A 14,584-nucleotide genomic window follows, 5' to 3' on the forward strand; every position below is an offset into this window, starting at 1 on the left:
GTAAGGCAGTTCATCTCCCTCCATTGACAATAAAATGACCTATATTGATTGGCTTGCGCAAACGGATCCCTTGGTCGCTGAAATGGTACAGCGGGAAGTCCAGCGGCAGCAGCAACACCTTGAACTGATTGCCAGCGAAAACTTTACTTCTCCTGCGGTGATGGCCGCTCAAGGCACAGTTCTCACCAACAAATATGCCGAGGGATTGCCCGGTAAACGCTACTACGGTGGCTGCGAATTTGTGGATGAAGTAGAGCAACTGGCCATCGATCGCGCCAAGGAACTCTTTGCCGCCGCCCACGCCAATGTGCAACCCCACTCCGGTGCCCAAGCCAATTTTGCCGTCTTTTTGGCACTGCTCAATCCCGGCGACACGATTATGGGGATGGATTTGTCCCACGGTGGCCATCTCACCCACGGTTCCCCCGTCAACGTTTCTGGTAAATGGTTTAACGTCGTTCACTACGGTGTCCATCCTGAAACAGAACGCCTCGATATGGATCAAGTGCGGGATTTGGCGCGGCAGCACCGTCCTAAGCTGATCATCTGCGGCTATTCCGCCTATCCGCGCGTCATTCCCTTTGCCGAGTTTCGCCAAATTGCCGATGAAGTGGGGGCCTACCTCATGGCCGATATTGCCCACATTGCCGGTTTGGTTGCCACAGGTCACCATCCCAATCCTGTGCCCCTTTGCGATGTGGTCACCACCACCACCCATAAAACCCTGCGCGGCCCTCGCGGCGGCCTGATTCTTACCCGTGATGAAGAGTTGGGCAAAAAGTTCGATAAAGCCGTCTTTCCCGGTACCCAAGGGGGGCCGTTGGAGCACGTTATTGCCGCTAAGGCGGTGGCCTTTGGTGAAGCCCTTAAGCCCGAGTTCAAAGCCTATTCTGGCCAAGTGATCCGCAATGCCCAAGCCCTCGCTGCGGGGCTGCAAGCGCGACAACTGCGCCTTGTCTCTGGGGGCACCGATAACCACTTGATGCTGATTGACCTGCGATCGGTAAATCTAACGGGCAAAGAGGCCGATCGCCTGATGGGGGAAATCAATATCACCACCAATAAAAATACGATTCCCTTTGACCCTGCCTCCCCCTTTGTCACCAGTGGTCTGCGGTTAGGAACCCCAGCGTTGACAACCCGTGGCTTCACTGAGGCTGAGTTTACGGAAATCGCCGAAATTATTAGCGATCGCCTGCATGCCCCCGAGGATGAGGTGATTAAAAACCGCTGCCGCGAGCGGGTGGCTGCCCTCTGTACTCAATTTCCCCTCTATCCCCACTTGCAATTGCCGCAACCAGTGCTAGCCTGAGAGGGAATCCTGCTGCCAATGCCCTGAACAGATGCTGTACCACCTGATTGCCTTCCTTGCTGCCATTGCCGTTGTTCTGTTGGTCACCCCCATTGTCAATGACTTTGGCCAGAAGGCAGGGTTTGTCGATCTCCCCAATGCCCGTAAGATTCACACTCGTCCCATGGTGCGTTTAGGGGGGGTATCGATCTTTTTAGGCAATCTGGTGGCGCTGCTGATTGTTTGGAATGCGGGAGGATTTGGCGTCCTACCTCAGCCAGCAGAATATGAGATTTGGGGGGTCACCCTTGGCGGGGTGGCCTTTTTCCTGATTGGCCTCTCAGATGATCTGTTGACCTTGCCGGCGCTCCTACGCCTTGTCCTGCAATTTCTGGTGGCGGGTATTGTCTGGGCGGTGGGGGTCAAAATTCGCATTATCACAGTGCCTTTGGTGGGAACTGTTGACCTCGGCTGGCTCAGTTTGCCCTTGACCACAGTGTGGCTAGTGGGGATTGCCAATGCCATTAACTTCATTGATGGTGTGGATGGTCTGGCAGCGGGAGTGTCGGGTATTGCTGCCTCAGCGATGCTGTTTGTCTGTATGCTGATGGGGGAGCCGGAGGCAGGACTATTGGCAGCTGCCTTGGCAGGAGGTGCCTTGGGGTTTCTACGCTATAACTTCAATCCGGCACAAATTTTCATGGGCGATGGCGGCGCCTACTTCATGGGTTTTACCCTTGCCGGCCTAGGGGTCATTGGCCTTGTGAAAGCCTACACAGCGGTGGCAATTTTGCTGCCCCTATTAATTCTGGCTGTGCCTATTGTGGACACCTCAACCGTTGTTTTTAACCGCCTCCTGAAAGGGCAGTCTCCCTTTGCCCCCGATAAGGGACATCTACACCATCGCCTTCTCAACGCCGGTCTTTCCCAGCGGATGACGGTGCTGTTTATCTATTGCCTAACGCTATGGGTGGGGAGTCTGGCCTTGGCCTTGGCCGGTTTGCCGGGGGGATGGGGCTATGCCGTGGCCGCCTCCCTTTTGATGGGCTTTGCCGCTTGGTATGTATGGGAACGGGTGCGCAACAACGAAGATGCCTGAAACAATGAGTGCAGAGATTATTTGCGTGGGCACAGAATTGCTGCTGGGGGAAATTCTCAACAGCAATGCCCAGTTTTTGGCCCAGCAACTGGCAAGCTTGGGGATTCCCCACTACTATCAAACCGTGGTGGGCGACAATCCCACTCGCATCAAAAAAGTCCTCGCTATTGCCTGCGATCGCGCCCGCCTATTGATTTTCACGGGTGGCCTTGGCCCCACGCCCGATGACCTGACAACGGAAACCATCGCCGATTTCTTTCAAGCGCCCCTCGAAGAACGTCCTGAAATTATTGCCGATCTAGAACGCAAGTATGCCCATCGCGGCGGCTTTAGTCCCAGTAACCGTAAACAGGCGCTCCTGCCTGCGGGCGCCCAGATTTTGCCCAACCCGATTGGCAGTGCCCCCGGTATGATTTGGCAGCCGCGCACGGGTCTGACAATTCTCACCTTTCCCGGTGTTCCCGCCGAAATGAAGCAGATGTGGCAAGAAACTGCGGTGCCCTTTTTGCGCTCCCAGGGCTGGGGAAAAGAGGTGATTTACAGCCGTGTGCTGCGTTTCTGGGGCATCCCTGAATCGGTACTTGCGGAAAAAGTGGCTGCCCAAATTGCCCGTGAGCATCCCACGGTGGCGCCCTATGCCAGCAATGGGGAAACCCGCCTCCGCATTACTGTCCGTGCCAAGGACGAAGCAGAAGCCCAGCAATTGATTCAACCCGTTGAAGCAGAAATCCGCCAAATTGTCGGCCTAGATTGCTACGGTGCGGATGAGGATACCCTTGCCAGTGCGGTAGCGCGGCTGCTTCAGGAACGACAGCAAACAGTGGCAGTGGCAGAGTCCTGCACCGGCGGTGGCCTTGGGGAGATGTTAACCCGTTTGCCGGGGAGTTCTCTCTCGTTCAAGGGGGGCGTAATTGCCTACGCCAATGATGTCAAGGTAACTCTACTGGGGGTCAATCCTGAGGACTTAGAGCAAGAAGGCGCCGTGAGTGCCGTGGTGGCTGCCCAGATGGCTTTAGGCGTGAAAACGCGTTTAGGCAGTGACTGGGGTGTCAGTATTACCGGGATTGCTGGCCCCGGCGGCGCGACGCTCAGTAAGCCAGTGGGACTGGTGTATATTGGCGTGGCACTGCCCAATGGCGAGGTCATGACCCGTGAATTTCGCTTTAGTGGTCAACGGGGACGGGATTGGGTGCGGCATCTCAGTGCGATGAATGCCCTCGATGTATTGCGGCGGCAGTTATTGGTGAATCGATGAGTCACGGTCTGCTCTGGTTACCCCTATTAGCTATTTTTATCGTGCTGGCACGGTTGGGCTGGGTCGAGTACCGGAAGGTGGAACACTATCGCCAGTGGGCAAAAAATTTTGAAACCAGTAAATATGACATTGCCGCTGTCCTCGGTCAGCAGGGCGATCGCTTGACGTGGGGACACCCTACCCAACAGGGCATTATTCATTTGCAAACTTGCGAATTATCGACTATTCAAAACATTTGGATTGAGTGTAACGGTCAACGAATTGACACACAAACTACTCCTTTTAAAGGAGCAATTCAACTGGTGCTAGAAACCTTTACAGGAGACTGTTATCGCATTCCTTTTACAGAATTCACCCTTGCCTTGGCATGGCGCGATCGCCTGCAACGGGCGATCGGGAACTGATAAGGTTGATTAAAAACGAAAAAAAATCTAAATTGTGCTTGACTAAGCTTGACAATTAAGCGAAGTCTGACTAGAGTTACTTAAATAGTGAGCTAACGGGGGATACTAAAAAGGCAGGGTTTTCCTTCGCTTTTTTAGCGACTGTAGGACTTGTGTCTTTTTGGGTTTAAGGAAAGAGTAGCCCATAGGAAAGTGCAAAATTCTACAAAGCACTTGACTGTTGTATTTACACCTTAACCTTGGGAGGCCTATCCTCATGTGCAAAAGACTACACCCCGTTTTGGCTTGTGTTGTTAGCACAACAGTGCACATTATTCTGGTCACCACACCTGCATTGTCTCAAACTCGAGACTGTGGGAATAGTGGTGCTAATCCTAATTTCGATTCTACCGCTGGTCCAGGGAGCGACAACCTAATTTGTGGCGCAAACAACAGTTTACTCGGTTCCTTGACAAGTTCTATTGCTGTTGGTATTAGCAACACAGTAAATGGTGGCACTGCCGCCAATCATGCGATCGGTAGCAACAATAACCTTGGGTCAAACATAAATACCGAAAACACTGCTGTTGGTCATAACAACCAAATTGACCAAGTTAATGCTCAAAATCATGCCTTTGGCTCTAACAACAGAATCGGCGTTGGAGCGCCTACTGTAGATAACGAAAAAGGCAACAATAACACTGCCCTAGGAGCACAAAATCGAGTCGGCACAGTTGGAACACCACATTCTTCTAGCCCTGCAGCTCGCAATAACAATACCGCAGTCGGTTATCAAAACGTTGCTGATGGCATTGCGGGTACAACTGGCAGCAACAACACCGCCATTGGCATGGAGAACCGAGCCGAGGGTGATAACAACACTGCTGTGGGGATGCAGAACCGAGCTCTAGGAAATGACAGCAGTGCAGTTGGCTTTGCAAACACCGCTCAAGGAAATAGAAGCACCGCAATGGGGTTTTTTAACCAAGCCTTGGGAAATGACAGCAGCGCAGTTGGCTTTGCAAACACCGCCCAAGGAGTTCAGAGCAGTGCAGTTGGCTTTGCAAACACCGCTCAAGGAAATAGAAGCACCGCAATGGGGTTTTTTAACCAAGCCTTGGGAAATGACAGCAGCGCAGTTGGCTTTGCAAACACCGCCCAAGGAGTTCAGAGCAGTGCAGTTGGCTTTGCAAACACCGCTCAAGGAGCTAATAGCACCGCAATGGGGTTTGTGAACCAAGCCAATGCAGTAAATGCCACCGCTGTGGGGATGCAGAATTCAGCGAATGCAGTAAATGCCACCGCCGTGGGGATGCAGAATAATTATGATGGCGCCACCAACACCTACCTGCCCCCTGGCGACAACAGTACCGCTGTAGGGATGCAGAACCGAGCCACCCAAGCAAACGCCACCGCCGTAGGCTCTGGTAACCAAGCCCAAGGAGTTCAGAGCAGCGCGGTTGGCTTTACAAACACTGCCCAAGGAACTAGAAGCACCGCAATGGGGTATGAGAACCAAGCCCAAGGAAATAGAAGCACGGCAATGGGGTATGTGAACCAAGCCCAAGGAAATAGAAGCACGGCAATGGGGTATGTGAACCAAGCCCAAGGAGATAGAAGCACCGCAATGGGGTATGAGAACCAAGCCCAAGGAGATAGAAGCACCGCAATGGGGTATGATAACAACGCCTTGGGAGATGCCAGCAGCGCAGTTGGCTTTGAAAACACCGCCCAAGGAGTTCAGAGCAGCGCGGTTGGCTTTGCAAACACTGCCCAAGGAGATAGAAGCACCGCAATGGGGTTTGTGAACCAAGCCAATGCAGACAACACTACAGCTGTGGGGATGCAGAACCTAGCCCAAGGGCTTGACAGCACCGCAATGGGTTCGGGCAACCAAGCCACCCAAACAAACGCCACCGCTGTGGGGATGCAGAATTCAGCGAATGCAGCAAACGCCACCGCTGTGGGGATGAGGAATAATTATGATGGCACCACCAACACCTACCTGAACCCTGGCGACAACAGTACCGCCGTAGGCTCTGGTAACCAAGCCCAAGGAGCTAATAGCACCGCAATGGGTTCAGGCAACCAAGCGCTGGGGGCTCGTAGTATTGCCATTGGCCACCAAAGTACTGCAAATCCGGCTGATAGTATTGCAATTGGTCAGACTGCCCAAGTCGTGGGTGGTGCTACTGATGGTGTGGCCATTGGTAGAGGTGCCACAGTTCAACATGCCAACAGTGTGGCCATTGGGGCAAACTCTGTAACAACACAGGCCAATGTTGTGTCTGTTGGTGCCCCCGGTGCTGAACGCAAGGTTGTCAATGTTGCGCCTGGCATCATTGCACCAACGAGTACGGATGCAATTAATGGCAGTCAGCTCTCTGCCCTCATCAACCAACTGTTTGCTACAGGAATTTGTTCAATCACTAACGCAACAGTAACGTGCGGTAACATTGCTTTGGGAAATGCTGCTAACCCTGGGGGTGCTAATAGTATTGCCATTGGCAACAATTCAACGACGGGTGCCAATAATGCCATTGCCTTTGGCCCATCGGCACAGGCCATCCATCCCAACAGTGTGGCCATTGGCGCTGGCTCTGTAACAACAGCTCCCAACACGGTTTCTGTGGGCGCCCCAGGAGCAGAACGCCGAATTACCAATGTGGCCACCCCCATCAATCCGACGGATGCTGTCAATAAAGCCTATGTTGACGGCATAGGAGCAGTGGCCTTGGGAGCAGCGAATGCTTACACCGATGCTCAAATCAATCAATTACGGGGAGAGGCCTTTGCGGGCATTGCCTCGGCAGCAGCACTCATGCCGATTGTGCCGGCACGTTCTGGTCAAACCACATTTAATGTGGGATTTGCAACCTACGGTGGATACAGTGCAGCTGGGATGGCCATAGCCCACCAAATCGGACCGGTGATTATTGATGCCGGGGCAAGTTTTTCTAGTGCAGGCTATCCCTTAGCACGCATTGGTATCGGCGCCCGTTTTTAGAACAATAGGGAACTAGGGGGCTTTGATGTCCACATTTGGGAAAAGACGCTAGCCTTTAAAATTGCAGCTAAGCCTCCTCAATACTGCCCAAGGAAACCTAGCCCTATGGATGTGTCTGTGGTCAACCAGAATCCACCATTCATGCTAAATCAGCCAGCAACGGCTCAGTCTTGGATCAAGCCCCGCCAAGTGGTCTCCTTCTGGAAAGGCAGTGGCTTTTGTGGGGCTTTGGATTCAAGGCTTTTTGCTGTTGGAGGTCGCTGATGAAAAATATTGTTGCGCTGGTGCCAGGGGGTATTGGGGATCAAATTTTGTTTTTTCCTACCCTCGATGACCTCAAAACCCACTTTCCGAATAGTCAAATTGATGTGGTTGCTGAGCCCCGTGCGGTTGCTGCCTACCAACTGAGTTCTACAATCCACCAAGTGATTCCCTTTGACTTCAAAGACCGCAATGCCTTGGCTGACTGGGTAAATCTGATTGGTATGCTGCGGGATGGGGAGTACGATGCCATTCTCTCCTTAGGGCGCAGTAAGGCGGTGCGCTTTTTGCTGTGGCTGACGGGGATTCCCAAGCGCGTGGGCTTTGCGAAGCTCAATCCCTTGGGGCTTCTCACCGATGCGGTACCCGTCAACCTTGATCAATACAGCGCCGCCACCTACCACGACTTACTGCAAGCCTTTGGTATCACTACCCCCTGTCCCCTGCCCAAGGCCGTGATTGCTGAGGCGGATCAACAGTGGGCAACGGCAGAGCAGCAACGCCTAGGAATTACTGGGCGGTATCGCCTCTTGCACGGTGGCTCAAGTCAGATGGCACTTACCAAGGGAATTAACAAAATTTACCCCCCCGCTGCTTGGGTTGAGATCATCCAGACGCTGCAACAGCAGGAGCCGCACCTGCCCTTTATCGTGGTCTGTGGGCCTGAAGATCACGCATGGGTGAGTGCGCTAACGCAGGCGCTACCGGAAATTAAGATTAGCCGTCCTCCAGACTTGCGCAAACTGGCAGCTCTAATGCAACAGGCACAACAGATTCTCTGTACCGACAGTGGCCCGATGCACATTGGCGTGGCGGTGGGGACTCCCCTTGTGGCGCTTTTTGGCCCTACGGATCCTGCCAAACTCCTGCCCAACGATCCGCGCTTTCGAGCCGTCAAATCCCCTACTGGCAACATGGCCGATATTCCCGTGTCAGCCGTGATTGAGGCGGCTCGCCATGGCTAGACCGGCTGTCTTTCTCGATCGCGATGGCGTGCTGAACCAAGAGGTGGGCTATATTCACCGCCTTGAGGACTTACAGCTCATCCCCGGTGTGGCTCAGGCAGTGCGACGGCTCAATGATGCGGGGTGGTTTTGCTGCTTAGCCTCCAATCAATCAGGTCCTGCGCGAGATTATTACAGCATCGATCATGTTCATGCCCTGCACCACAGACTTCAGGAGTTGCTAGCCGCCAGTGCCGGTGCGGTGTTGGATGCGGTTTATTTCTGTCCTGATCTCAGCCGTCCTGAAGGGGGAGTGGTTGCCGACTATGCGGGCTGGACAACATGGCGCAAACCCAATACAGGAATGCTCGTAGCGGCCGCTTGGGATCATGATTTAGATCTCAGCCGCAGTGTCATGGTGGGGGACAAAGCGACCGATATTGATCTGGCGCGGAATGCCGGCTGCTATGGGATTTTAGTACAAACCGGCTTTGGCGATCGCGTTCTTGAGGGGAGTTACCAGCACGCCAGTCGACCCGATTACATTGCAGCAGATTTAGCCGCTGCCGTAGAGTGGATTTGTACGCACCTTGCACCCCGTTAGCGATGAGCGCATCGCCAGACTATACCAAGTTTCCCCTTGCTCTACTGTTGCTGGTGGTTCTGGGCTACGTCCTCGTGGGCTGGTATTTGTCTGCCTATCCTTGGCTGTGGTCAGCCTATGCCTCTTTTTTGGCAGCAATTCTGATAGTGTTTGTTGTGGGGGGCACCTCTAGCCTGTTGCGATCGCGCCAGAGCAACCCTAGAAATATCTTTAGTAGCTTAATTATGCGCGTGGGCACCCCCAGTCTCTTGACCGTACTGGTGCTGAGTACCGCTGTCACCCTTGCCATTATTGCCTTTCACGTCTTTAGTGTGATCGCCATTCTCATTGGCACCGAAATTCTTGTGCGCATTGAAATGAAAGCTGCTGGCTACCACAACTGGCAAATTATGCTAGTGCTGATTCAAATGGCAATTTTAGGGGTGTTCATTGGCTGGAGCATTGGGCATTACTTGCTGCCATCCTCTTCAGGGCAATCATTATTGTTCTTAGTCCTAAAGGAGTAAACTTTCTAGGGCACGTAGATTCGTAATGCACAGGCTCTCTGGGTTGCGGCGAATAATCCCCCTGCGCTCCAGCTTCCCAAGCACCCGTGTTACCGTCTCCCGTGCCATGCCACTTAAGCTACTCAGTTCGCGGTGGGGCAGATTCGGAATTTCTAGGCCATCCGCTCCCTGTCGCCCTTGACCATCCGCCAAAAACAGCAGAATATCCGCCACCCGTGACATACTATCCGATTCCCGCAGCCGCAGCCGCCGATTCAGTTGCCGGAGCCGTCGTGCCATCAACTTGGCGAGGCGTATGCCCGCTTGAGGTTCCGTATTGACAAGATTGACAAAATCCGTTGCGGGCATATTGGCCACAACTGTCGGTGTTAGGGTAATCACATCCGTTGAGCGGGGCACTTCCTCTAGGGGAGCCATTTCGCCAAAGAGTTCGCCGGGACCGAGGATATTCAGGGTGACTTCTTTGCCATCAATGTTGTAGGTGCGAATTTTGACCCAGCCACTGAGGATGAAGTAAACTGATGTGCCCCAGTCATTCTCCAGCAAGATCACGCGGTTGGCGGGATGCTGACGTGTCACTACATGGGCTAGGGCTTTCTCCACCACTGCCTGGGGTAAGTCGCGAAAAAAGGGCGTATTTTGTAAAGATAATTCAGGTGCAGGAGAACTACGCCGTTCTTGCATAAAGGTCAAGGCCGAGAGGGCGAAAGCAGAGGCTGAGCAGACAGGTCATCAGGCGCTGCAGGGAAATCAATACCTGTGATCTTACCATTGCTATCCATCATCACAATCAATGTATCTGTAACGTTAGAAAAGGCTACCTTGATACTGACAATATTGTCGTTGATCTGACTCCCAAGACGCTCTTTGTACACGCCTACCCGCCTCAGAAAATTGGCTTGGCGTTGCTTCAATTTTTTCGGTGAAAACTCCCGTTGCAGTTGCGGATGTAAATAGCTCAACGCTAAATCAACGTGATTGCCAAAGAGGGCATCGAGAAATTGTTCAGCACTGTGTACTTGGTCTTGGGGATTGACATTGATGGATTCTTGGGACTCGCCGCGGGCGATCGCTGGCCACAGAGAGGAAGATACCCCCCGTAGGAATGCCAAGGCCAAAACTGTTAATGGTGAAAAAGACTGCCCCATATTTTTTTAAGTTTTTTTATGGTTTTCTGAGAGTTTAAGGCGAAACGAATTTCTGAATATCATACCGCCTTTTGCAGAGGGATTGAGTGAGGTCGCGATCGCCCTGAGGCCGCCGTCCCGTCCAAGAAAAGCAATTCACATATCTCTTATCAATTCTCGACGCAGACTTGGCTCTATAGATGACTGATTCTTCAGGTCTTCAGGCAGCCGGAGGAAACTGCTGCGGAGTGTAAAGTTTATTAAAGCCCTTGACTCCTTTGGTTAGCCTTCGTCACAATGAGTTCCATAGGTTAGGACTTGAATTTTATCCTCGTGAGCGGTTTGTCATAACTGCGAGGGAGTAGGCTGTGCCAATGCTAGAAACCCTTGAATTCGTGATTTATCCCGATGGCCGTGTCGTTGAAACGGTGACGGGAATTTCTGGGGCATCCTGTGCTGAGGTGACTGCTGCCATTGAAGCGCAGCTGGGGTGTGTCATTAGCCAACAGCCCACCGCAGAATACTACGCTCCCCAAGAGGAAGAAAATCAATTGGTTGTTCAATCTGTCCCCTCCCAGTGGTAATCGTTGAGGATTGGTGATCCATGTCGCACTTCAGCCAAATCAAAACCCAAATTCGCAGTTTACCCGCCCTCCAGTCTGCCCTAACGGACTTGGGCTTACCATGGCAATCTGGCTGCCAAGAAGTGCGCGGCTTTCGCGGTCAAACCCAAACGGCTCAAGTCGTTGTTCCCCAAGACAACGGCTATGACATTGGCTTTCGCTGGAATGGCACCGAGTATGAGCTAGTGGCAGATTTGGAGTTTTGGCAGCAGGCATGGTCAGTGGATCGCTTCTTGAATAAAGTCACTCAGCGCTATGCCTACCATGCGGTGTTGCAATCCGCTACTGAACAGGGCTTCCAAGTGCAGGCCACAGAACAGCAGGCCGATGGGAGTGTCAAGCTCGTATTGCAACGCTGGCGTTCCTAGCCGTTGAAGATCATTCAAAACAATGGAGAGGCACGGGGCAGAGGGGCAACCCCTTGGTTTAGAGCCAGAACTTGGCGGCCAACTTCGCCAAAGTGAACCTCGCAGCGGCTACGAACCTGAACTCGGGGGCACTCACCGTCAGCGCGGTGTCTATGTCGATGAAATTACCTGTATTGGCTGCAAACACTGTGCCCATGTGGCGCGAAATACGTTTTACATCGAGCCGAACTACGGGCGATCGCGGGTGGTACGCCAAGATGGTGACCCCCTTGAACTGATTCAAGAAGCCATTGATACCTGTCCCGTTGACTGTATCCACTGGGTAGATTACACGGAATTAAAACGGCTTGAGAAAGAACGCCTTGAGCAGGTGGTTCCCCTTGCCGGTTTCCCCATTGATCCAGCCACCACGCACCGCAAGAAACGGCGATCGCCGCCTAGGACTGAATAGCATCCTCGGGCATCACAATCAGCGTCGTTCCCTGACGGCCAATGATAATCACCCGCTGATGTTCGGGAATGGCCAAGCGGGGATCACCACAGCGAGCTTGCCAAGAAATCCCTTCGTACAGCACTCGCCCCGTCTCGCCAGCGGGGATTTTCGTAAGTGTTTCCGCCTCGGCGGCTTCCTTGAGGACGGGGGGAACTCGCTTTGGTTGATACCGCCGCAGGAGAAAGGCCACCACAACGGAGAGCAGCATCCAGAGGAGAATCTGTATTGAAAAGCTGGGAATCAGAAACGAGAGAAAGGCAACAATCAGGGCGCTGAGACCGAGAGTGGCTTCCATAAAAGCCGTCGGCAAAACAAGCTCCATCACAAAAAGAATGATGGCAACAATTAACCAAATCCAAAAGGGAGACAGGGGCATTGCTCTTATCACCGAAGGCAGCCACTTCAACGATAGCTCAAACTCTGCGGCTACAGCGAGCAGGTTTAACCGTTTTGAGTGTATTCAATTCTTGCGAAAGGTTGCACTGGAACTTACAAGAGTCCCACTGCGTCAAGAGAGCCAGCACTCAAGAGAGATTCATCCGATTCTGTACAATAATGACTTCAACGAGGCGAACAACGATGACGGATCTATTCATTCCCCTCTTGGTGGGACTTCTCACCCTTGGACTGTTGACCAGTTGGCTATGGCGACCGACAGCAACGCCAGTTTCCCGTGCTGAACAGGTCAATACCCCTGATTTTGTTGCCGATGCGCCGCCGCCGGATGATGAAGGAACACCGCCCCGCCGTGGATAGGCTAGGATTTTCCTAGGGGCTTCTAGAAGAATGATTGAGTGATCAAGCAGCTTTGGGCAGCAGGACGGCGGTTTCAGGCGGGTTTCTTTGCCTTTGGTCGTGGTCTTTTTTTTATCGCCCGTTATCGTCTTTGGGGCTATCTACTGTTACCTGCCTGCTTGAGCCTCGTTCTGGGGGTAACGCTTATCATTGCTGCTTTCTGGGCTGTTCAAGTCATTGGTGATTATTGGTTTGTGGGTGGGGAATGGCAGTGGCTATACCAAGGGTTCATTGATATTTTGGCAACCCTCATTGCTGTCTTTTTGGCCCTAATTGGCTATCAAACGCTGATTCCCCTTGTGGTGATTCCTTTCCTTGGTCCGCTGCTCAACCGTGTTGAAAAAATTACCACGGGACAAACGATTGAGGTGGGGTGGCGGCGCGATCTATTGAACGCTATTATCGGTGGTTGGTTTGCGCTGCGGGATGCAGTGTTGCAGGTGATCTTCCTGCTGCTTTCATTTCTAACAGGGCCGCTGCAACCTATCGTGATGGCGATCGTTAACAGTTTCTTTCTAGGGCGAAGCAGCTTTGATTACCTCCTTGAAAAACACAGCACCTCTTTGAGAGAGCGCAAGCTCTTGACCCGTGCCTATACGCCACAAATCTATGGTCTTGGTCTAGCGCAGTTTTTGGCACTCTTCATTCCCTTCGTGGGGTTAGTGCTGGTACCGCCAGTGGGAGTTGTGGCTGCTGCTTTGCTGATTCAAGATCATCCACCGCAACAACAGTTGATGGCAGTGAATGCGGTTTCTCGGCGTTGATCTGGCGTGGCGGGGGGGAGCGTCGGGGTACTGCTGTTTGCAGTGGCAGGGACAAGATTTGGCGCTGGTCGCTTGCGATCGCTCCCGTGATACGGATGAACTTTTGGCATGGATTGATCGCGATGCACCCTCTGCGCAAGCAGCCATGGTGGCGGTGGATGCCCCCCTCATTATTCCCAATTCGCGGGGAATGCGTACCTGCGATCGCCAAGCTCACCAACTGCTTGGGCGCTATCACGCCGGCTGCTATCCGGCCAATCAGCAATCCCCCTTTGCGCAGCACACCACGGGTTTTAGTCAAGCCCTTAGCCAACGGGGGTTTCGCCATGCGCCTACAATCGCCCCCCAAGCACACGGGCGATTTCAAATTGAAGTCTTCCCCCATGCCACGGCGATCGCCCTCTTTCAGCTTGACCAAATCATTAAATACAAAAAAGGCCGCCTTGCAGAACGAGCCAAAGGGTTAGCCAAGCTTAGGGATTTAATGGCCACCCAGCTTCCCCACTGTGAGCCACCCTTAGCACTAGAACTCACTATCGAAATCCCCAGCAACGGGCGAGACCTCAAGGCTCTTGAAGATCAACTCGATGCCGTTCTCTGTGCCTACACGGCAGCCTATTGGTGGTATTGGGGGCGCGATCGCCACTGGGTTTTGGGTGGTGAGTCTTTTTCCCCAAAGCCAGCATCAACCGATGCCTACTTAAAAACTGGCTATATTGTTGTTCCGCGTGCCTAGCTTTCGCGATTGCGGTAGCGTTGCAGTTCCGTGCGTAGAGCAGCAATTTCCGCCCGCAAATCATCAATCAAAGCTTGCCAATCCACTTGTTGGCTACGCCGAGGCACCACCATTTCTGCTTCTTGACGGGCACGAGCTTGCACCTCTTCCATGAATTGATGGAGCCGCTGCTGCTGCTCGGCATCAAATCGCCCCAGTTGACTTAGGAATTCCACAAATAGATGCTGCGCCTGATCACGCAGGAGCGTTGCGGTTGCTCGACCAAGGAAAAAGGCATCCAGCGGCGATTGACTCATAGGAGTGTCATGACCTCGTAAGTTGCTGCTCT

General features: G+C 52.9%; 19 protein-coding genes and 1 pseudogene. 16 read left to right on the forward strand and 4 right to left on the reverse strand.

Annotation, left to right across the window (positions count from 1 at the left end; genetic code table 11):
- Nucleotides 1-34 precede the first annotated feature (34 nt).
- The 10 genes and pseudogenes from glyA to RHH81_RS08065 all read left to right on the forward strand — a co-directional run bounded on the left by glyA (nucleotide 35) and on the right by RHH81_RS08065 (nucleotide 9,350).
- Nucleotides 35-1,312, forward strand: a complete 1,278-nt coding sequence (glyA, locus tag RHH81_RS08020; RefSeq protein WP_206199729.1) for a serine hydroxymethyltransferase — start codon at nucleotides 35-37, stop codon at nucleotides 1,310-1,312.
- Between the two features lie 31 nt (nucleotides 1,313-1,343).
- Nucleotides 1,344-2,390 (forward strand): MraY family glycosyltransferase, encoded by a 1,047-nt coding sequence (locus RHH81_RS08025; protein WP_310742876.1) that lies wholly within the window; start codon nucleotides 1,344-1,346, stop codon nucleotides 2,388-2,390.
- Between the two features lie 4 nt (nucleotides 2,391-2,394).
- Nucleotides 2,395-3,645, forward strand: coding sequence for a competence/damage-inducible protein A (locus RHH81_RS08030; RefSeq protein ID WP_206199731.1), 1,251 nt, complete (start codon nucleotides 2,395-2,397; stop codon nucleotides 3,643-3,645).
- Nucleotides 3,642-4,049 (forward strand): hypothetical protein, encoded by a 408-nt coding sequence (locus RHH81_RS08035; RefSeq protein WP_310742877.1) that lies wholly within the window; start codon nucleotides 3,642-3,644, stop codon nucleotides 4,047-4,049. The genes RHH81_RS08030 and RHH81_RS08035 overlap by 4 nt, the downstream gene beginning before the upstream one ends.
- 871 nt (nucleotides 4,050-4,920) lie before the next feature.
- A pseudogene (locus RHH81_RS08040) lies at nucleotides 4,921-5,223 on the forward strand (cell surface protein); the annotation flags it as partial.
- A gap of 27 nt (nucleotides 5,224-5,250) precedes the next feature.
- A complete protein-coding gene (locus RHH81_RS08045) occupies nucleotides 5,251-7,035 on the forward strand; it encodes a YadA-like family protein (protein ID WP_310742879.1) in 1,785 nt (594 codons plus the stop codon).
- A 105-nt stretch (nucleotides 7,036-7,140) separates the two neighbouring features.
- A complete protein-coding gene (locus RHH81_RS08050; RefSeq protein ID WP_310742880.1) occupies nucleotides 7,141-7,299 on the forward strand; it encodes a hypothetical protein in 159 nt (52 codons plus the stop codon).
- A complete protein-coding gene (locus RHH81_RS08055) occupies nucleotides 7,299-8,261 on the forward strand; it encodes a glycosyltransferase family 9 protein (protein ID WP_310742881.1) in 963 nt (320 codons plus the stop codon). The genes RHH81_RS08050 and RHH81_RS08055 overlap by 1 nt, the downstream gene beginning before the upstream one ends.
- Nucleotides 8,254-8,844, forward strand: coding sequence for an HAD-IIIA family hydrolase (locus RHH81_RS08060; RefSeq protein ID WP_206199736.1), 591 nt, complete (start codon nucleotides 8,254-8,256; stop codon nucleotides 8,842-8,844). Before RHH81_RS08055 ends, RHH81_RS08060 begins: the two co-directional genes overlap by 8 nt.
- Nucleotides 8,845-8,846: 2 nt before the next feature.
- The gene (locus tag RHH81_RS08065; protein WP_206199737.1) at nucleotides 8,847-9,350 is read left to right on the forward strand and encodes a hypothetical protein; all 504 of its coding nucleotides are present in this window, start codon (nucleotides 8,847-8,849) and stop codon (nucleotides 9,348-9,350) included.
- Here RHH81_RS08065 and RHH81_RS08070 read toward each other — a convergent pair.
- Nucleotides 9,339-10,034, reverse strand: coding sequence for a Crp/Fnr family transcriptional regulator (locus tag RHH81_RS08070; RefSeq protein ID WP_206199738.1), 696 nt, complete (start codon nucleotides 10,032-10,034; stop codon nucleotides 9,339-9,341). The genes RHH81_RS08065 and RHH81_RS08070 overlap by 12 nt on opposite strands.
- Before the next feature lie 5 nt (nucleotides 10,035-10,039).
- Nucleotides 10,040-10,498 carry a hypothetical protein gene (locus RHH81_RS08075; protein WP_310453659.1) on the reverse strand — a complete coding sequence of 153 codons (459 nt, stop codon included), beginning with the start codon at nucleotides 10,496-10,498 and terminating at the stop codon, nucleotides 10,040-10,042.
- Nucleotides 10,499-10,851: 353 nt separating this feature from the next.
- Here RHH81_RS08075 and RHH81_RS08080 point away from each other — a divergent pair, with 353 nt between their 5' ends.
- Genes RHH81_RS08080 through RHH81_RS08090 form a run of 3 tightly spaced genes read left to right on the forward strand, consistent with a single transcriptional unit; the run spans nucleotide 10,852 to nucleotide 11,919 of the window.
- On the forward strand, nucleotides 10,852-11,061 hold the full coding sequence (locus RHH81_RS08080; protein WP_190278215.1) for a DUF2997 domain-containing protein: 210 nt from the start codon (nucleotides 10,852-10,854) through the stop codon (nucleotides 11,059-11,061).
- A 20-nt stretch (nucleotides 11,062-11,081) separates the two neighbouring features.
- Nucleotides 11,082-11,468 (forward strand): DUF1257 domain-containing protein, encoded by a 387-nt coding sequence (locus RHH81_RS08085; protein ID WP_206199740.1) that lies wholly within the window; start codon nucleotides 11,082-11,084, stop codon nucleotides 11,466-11,468.
- A gap of 22 nt (nucleotides 11,469-11,490) precedes the next feature.
- Nucleotides 11,491-11,919, forward strand: coding sequence for a ferredoxin (locus RHH81_RS08090; protein ID WP_206199741.1), 429 nt, complete (start codon nucleotides 11,491-11,493; stop codon nucleotides 11,917-11,919).
- On the opposite strand, the gene RHH81_RS08095 is transcribed toward RHH81_RS08090, so the two are convergent.
- Nucleotides 11,906-12,337 carry an NfeD family protein gene (locus RHH81_RS08095; protein WP_206199742.1) on the reverse strand — a complete coding sequence of 144 codons (432 nt, stop codon included), beginning with the start codon at nucleotides 12,335-12,337 and terminating at the stop codon, nucleotides 11,906-11,908. The genes RHH81_RS08090 and RHH81_RS08095 overlap by 14 nt on opposite strands.
- A 203-nt stretch (nucleotides 12,338-12,540) precedes the next feature.
- On the opposite strand from RHH81_RS08095, the gene RHH81_RS08100 reads away from it, so the two are divergent.
- The 3 genes from RHH81_RS08100 to RHH81_RS08110 are packed head-to-tail and all read left to right on the forward strand — an operon-like array spanning nucleotide 12,541 to nucleotide 14,256.
- On the forward strand, nucleotides 12,541-12,717 hold the full coding sequence (locus RHH81_RS08100; protein WP_190278217.1) for a hypothetical protein: 177 nt from the start codon (nucleotides 12,541-12,543) through the stop codon (nucleotides 12,715-12,717).
- A gap of 38 nt (nucleotides 12,718-12,755) precedes the next feature.
- The gene (locus RHH81_RS08105; RefSeq protein WP_206199743.1) at nucleotides 12,756-13,520 is read left to right on the forward strand and encodes an EI24 domain-containing protein; all 765 of its coding nucleotides are present in this window, start codon (nucleotides 12,756-12,758) and stop codon (nucleotides 13,518-13,520) included.
- On the forward strand, nucleotides 13,501-14,256 hold the full coding sequence (locus RHH81_RS08110; protein WP_310742882.1) for a DUF429 domain-containing protein: 756 nt from the start codon (nucleotides 13,501-13,503) through the stop codon (nucleotides 14,254-14,256). Before RHH81_RS08105 ends, RHH81_RS08110 begins: the two co-directional genes overlap by 20 nt.
- Here the strand turns inward: RHH81_RS08110 and RHH81_RS08115 are convergent.
- Nucleotides 14,253-14,552 carry a DUF6825 family protein gene (locus tag RHH81_RS08115; protein WP_206199745.1) on the reverse strand — a complete coding sequence of 100 codons (300 nt, stop codon included), beginning with the start codon at nucleotides 14,550-14,552 and terminating at the stop codon, nucleotides 14,253-14,255. The two genes, RHH81_RS08110 and RHH81_RS08115, sit on opposite strands and share 4 nt — an antisense overlap.
- Nucleotides 14,553-14,584 lie beyond the last annotated feature (32 nt).

The organism is Thermosynechococcus sp. PKX95 (assembly GCF_031583295.1).
In the GTDB taxonomy this organism is placed as follows: Bacteria; Cyanobacteriota; Cyanobacteriia; order Thermosynechococcales; family Thermosynechococcaceae; genus Thermosynechococcus.

Coding starts and splice junctions, on each gene's coding strand:
- glyA (WP_206199729.1), top strand. CDS start 35: ATGACCTATATTGATTGGCTTGCGCAAACGGATCCCTTGGTCGCTGAA.
- RHH81_RS08025 (WP_310742876.1), top strand. CDS start 1,344: ATGCTGTACCACCTGATTGCCTTCCTTGCTGCCATTGCCGTTGTTCTG.
- RHH81_RS08030 (WP_206199731.1), top strand. CDS start 2,395: ATGAGTGCAGAGATTATTTGCGTGGGCACAGAATTGCTGCTGGGGGAA.
- RHH81_RS08035 (WP_310742877.1), top strand. CDS start 3,642: ATGAGTCACGGTCTGCTCTGGTTACCCCTATTAGCTATTTTTATCGTG.
- RHH81_RS08045 (WP_310742879.1), top strand. CDS start 5,251: ATGGGGTTTGTGAACCAAGCCAATGCAGTAAATGCCACCGCTGTGGGG.
- RHH81_RS08050 (WP_310742880.1), top strand. CDS start 7,141: ATGGATGTGTCTGTGGTCAACCAGAATCCACCATTCATGCTAAATCAG.
- RHH81_RS08055 (WP_310742881.1), top strand. CDS start 7,299: ATGAAAAATATTGTTGCGCTGGTGCCAGGGGGTATTGGGGATCAAATT.
- RHH81_RS08060 (WP_206199736.1), top strand. CDS start 8,254: ATGGCTAGACCGGCTGTCTTTCTCGATCGCGATGGCGTGCTGAACCAA.
- RHH81_RS08065 (WP_206199737.1), top strand. CDS start 8,847: ATGAGCGCATCGCCAGACTATACCAAGTTTCCCCTTGCTCTACTGTTG.
- RHH81_RS08070 (WP_206199738.1), bottom strand. CDS start 10,034: ATGCAAGAACGGCGTAGTTCTCCTGCACCTGAATTATCTTTACAAAAT.
- RHH81_RS08075 (WP_310453659.1), bottom strand. CDS start 10,498: ATGGGGCAGTCTTTTTCACCATTAACAGTTTTGGCCTTGGCATTCCTA.
- RHH81_RS08080 (WP_190278215.1), top strand. CDS start 10,852: ATGCTAGAAACCCTTGAATTCGTGATTTATCCCGATGGCCGTGTCGTT.
- RHH81_RS08085 (WP_206199740.1), top strand. CDS start 11,082: ATGTCGCACTTCAGCCAAATCAAAACCCAAATTCGCAGTTTACCCGCC.
- RHH81_RS08090 (WP_206199741.1), top strand. CDS start 11,491: ATGGAGAGGCACGGGGCAGAGGGGCAACCCCTTGGTTTAGAGCCAGAA.
- RHH81_RS08095 (WP_206199742.1), bottom strand. CDS start 12,337: ATGCCCCTGTCTCCCTTTTGGATTTGGTTAATTGTTGCCATCATTCTT.
- RHH81_RS08100 (WP_190278217.1), top strand. CDS start 12,541: ATGACGGATCTATTCATTCCCCTCTTGGTGGGACTTCTCACCCTTGGA.
- RHH81_RS08110 (WP_310742882.1), top strand. CDS start 13,501: ATGCGGTTTCTCGGCGTTGATCTGGCGTGGCGGGGGGGAGCGTCGGGG.
- RHH81_RS08115 (WP_206199745.1), bottom strand. CDS start 14,552: ATGAGTCAATCGCCGCTGGATGCCTTTTTCCTTGGTCGAGCAACCGCA.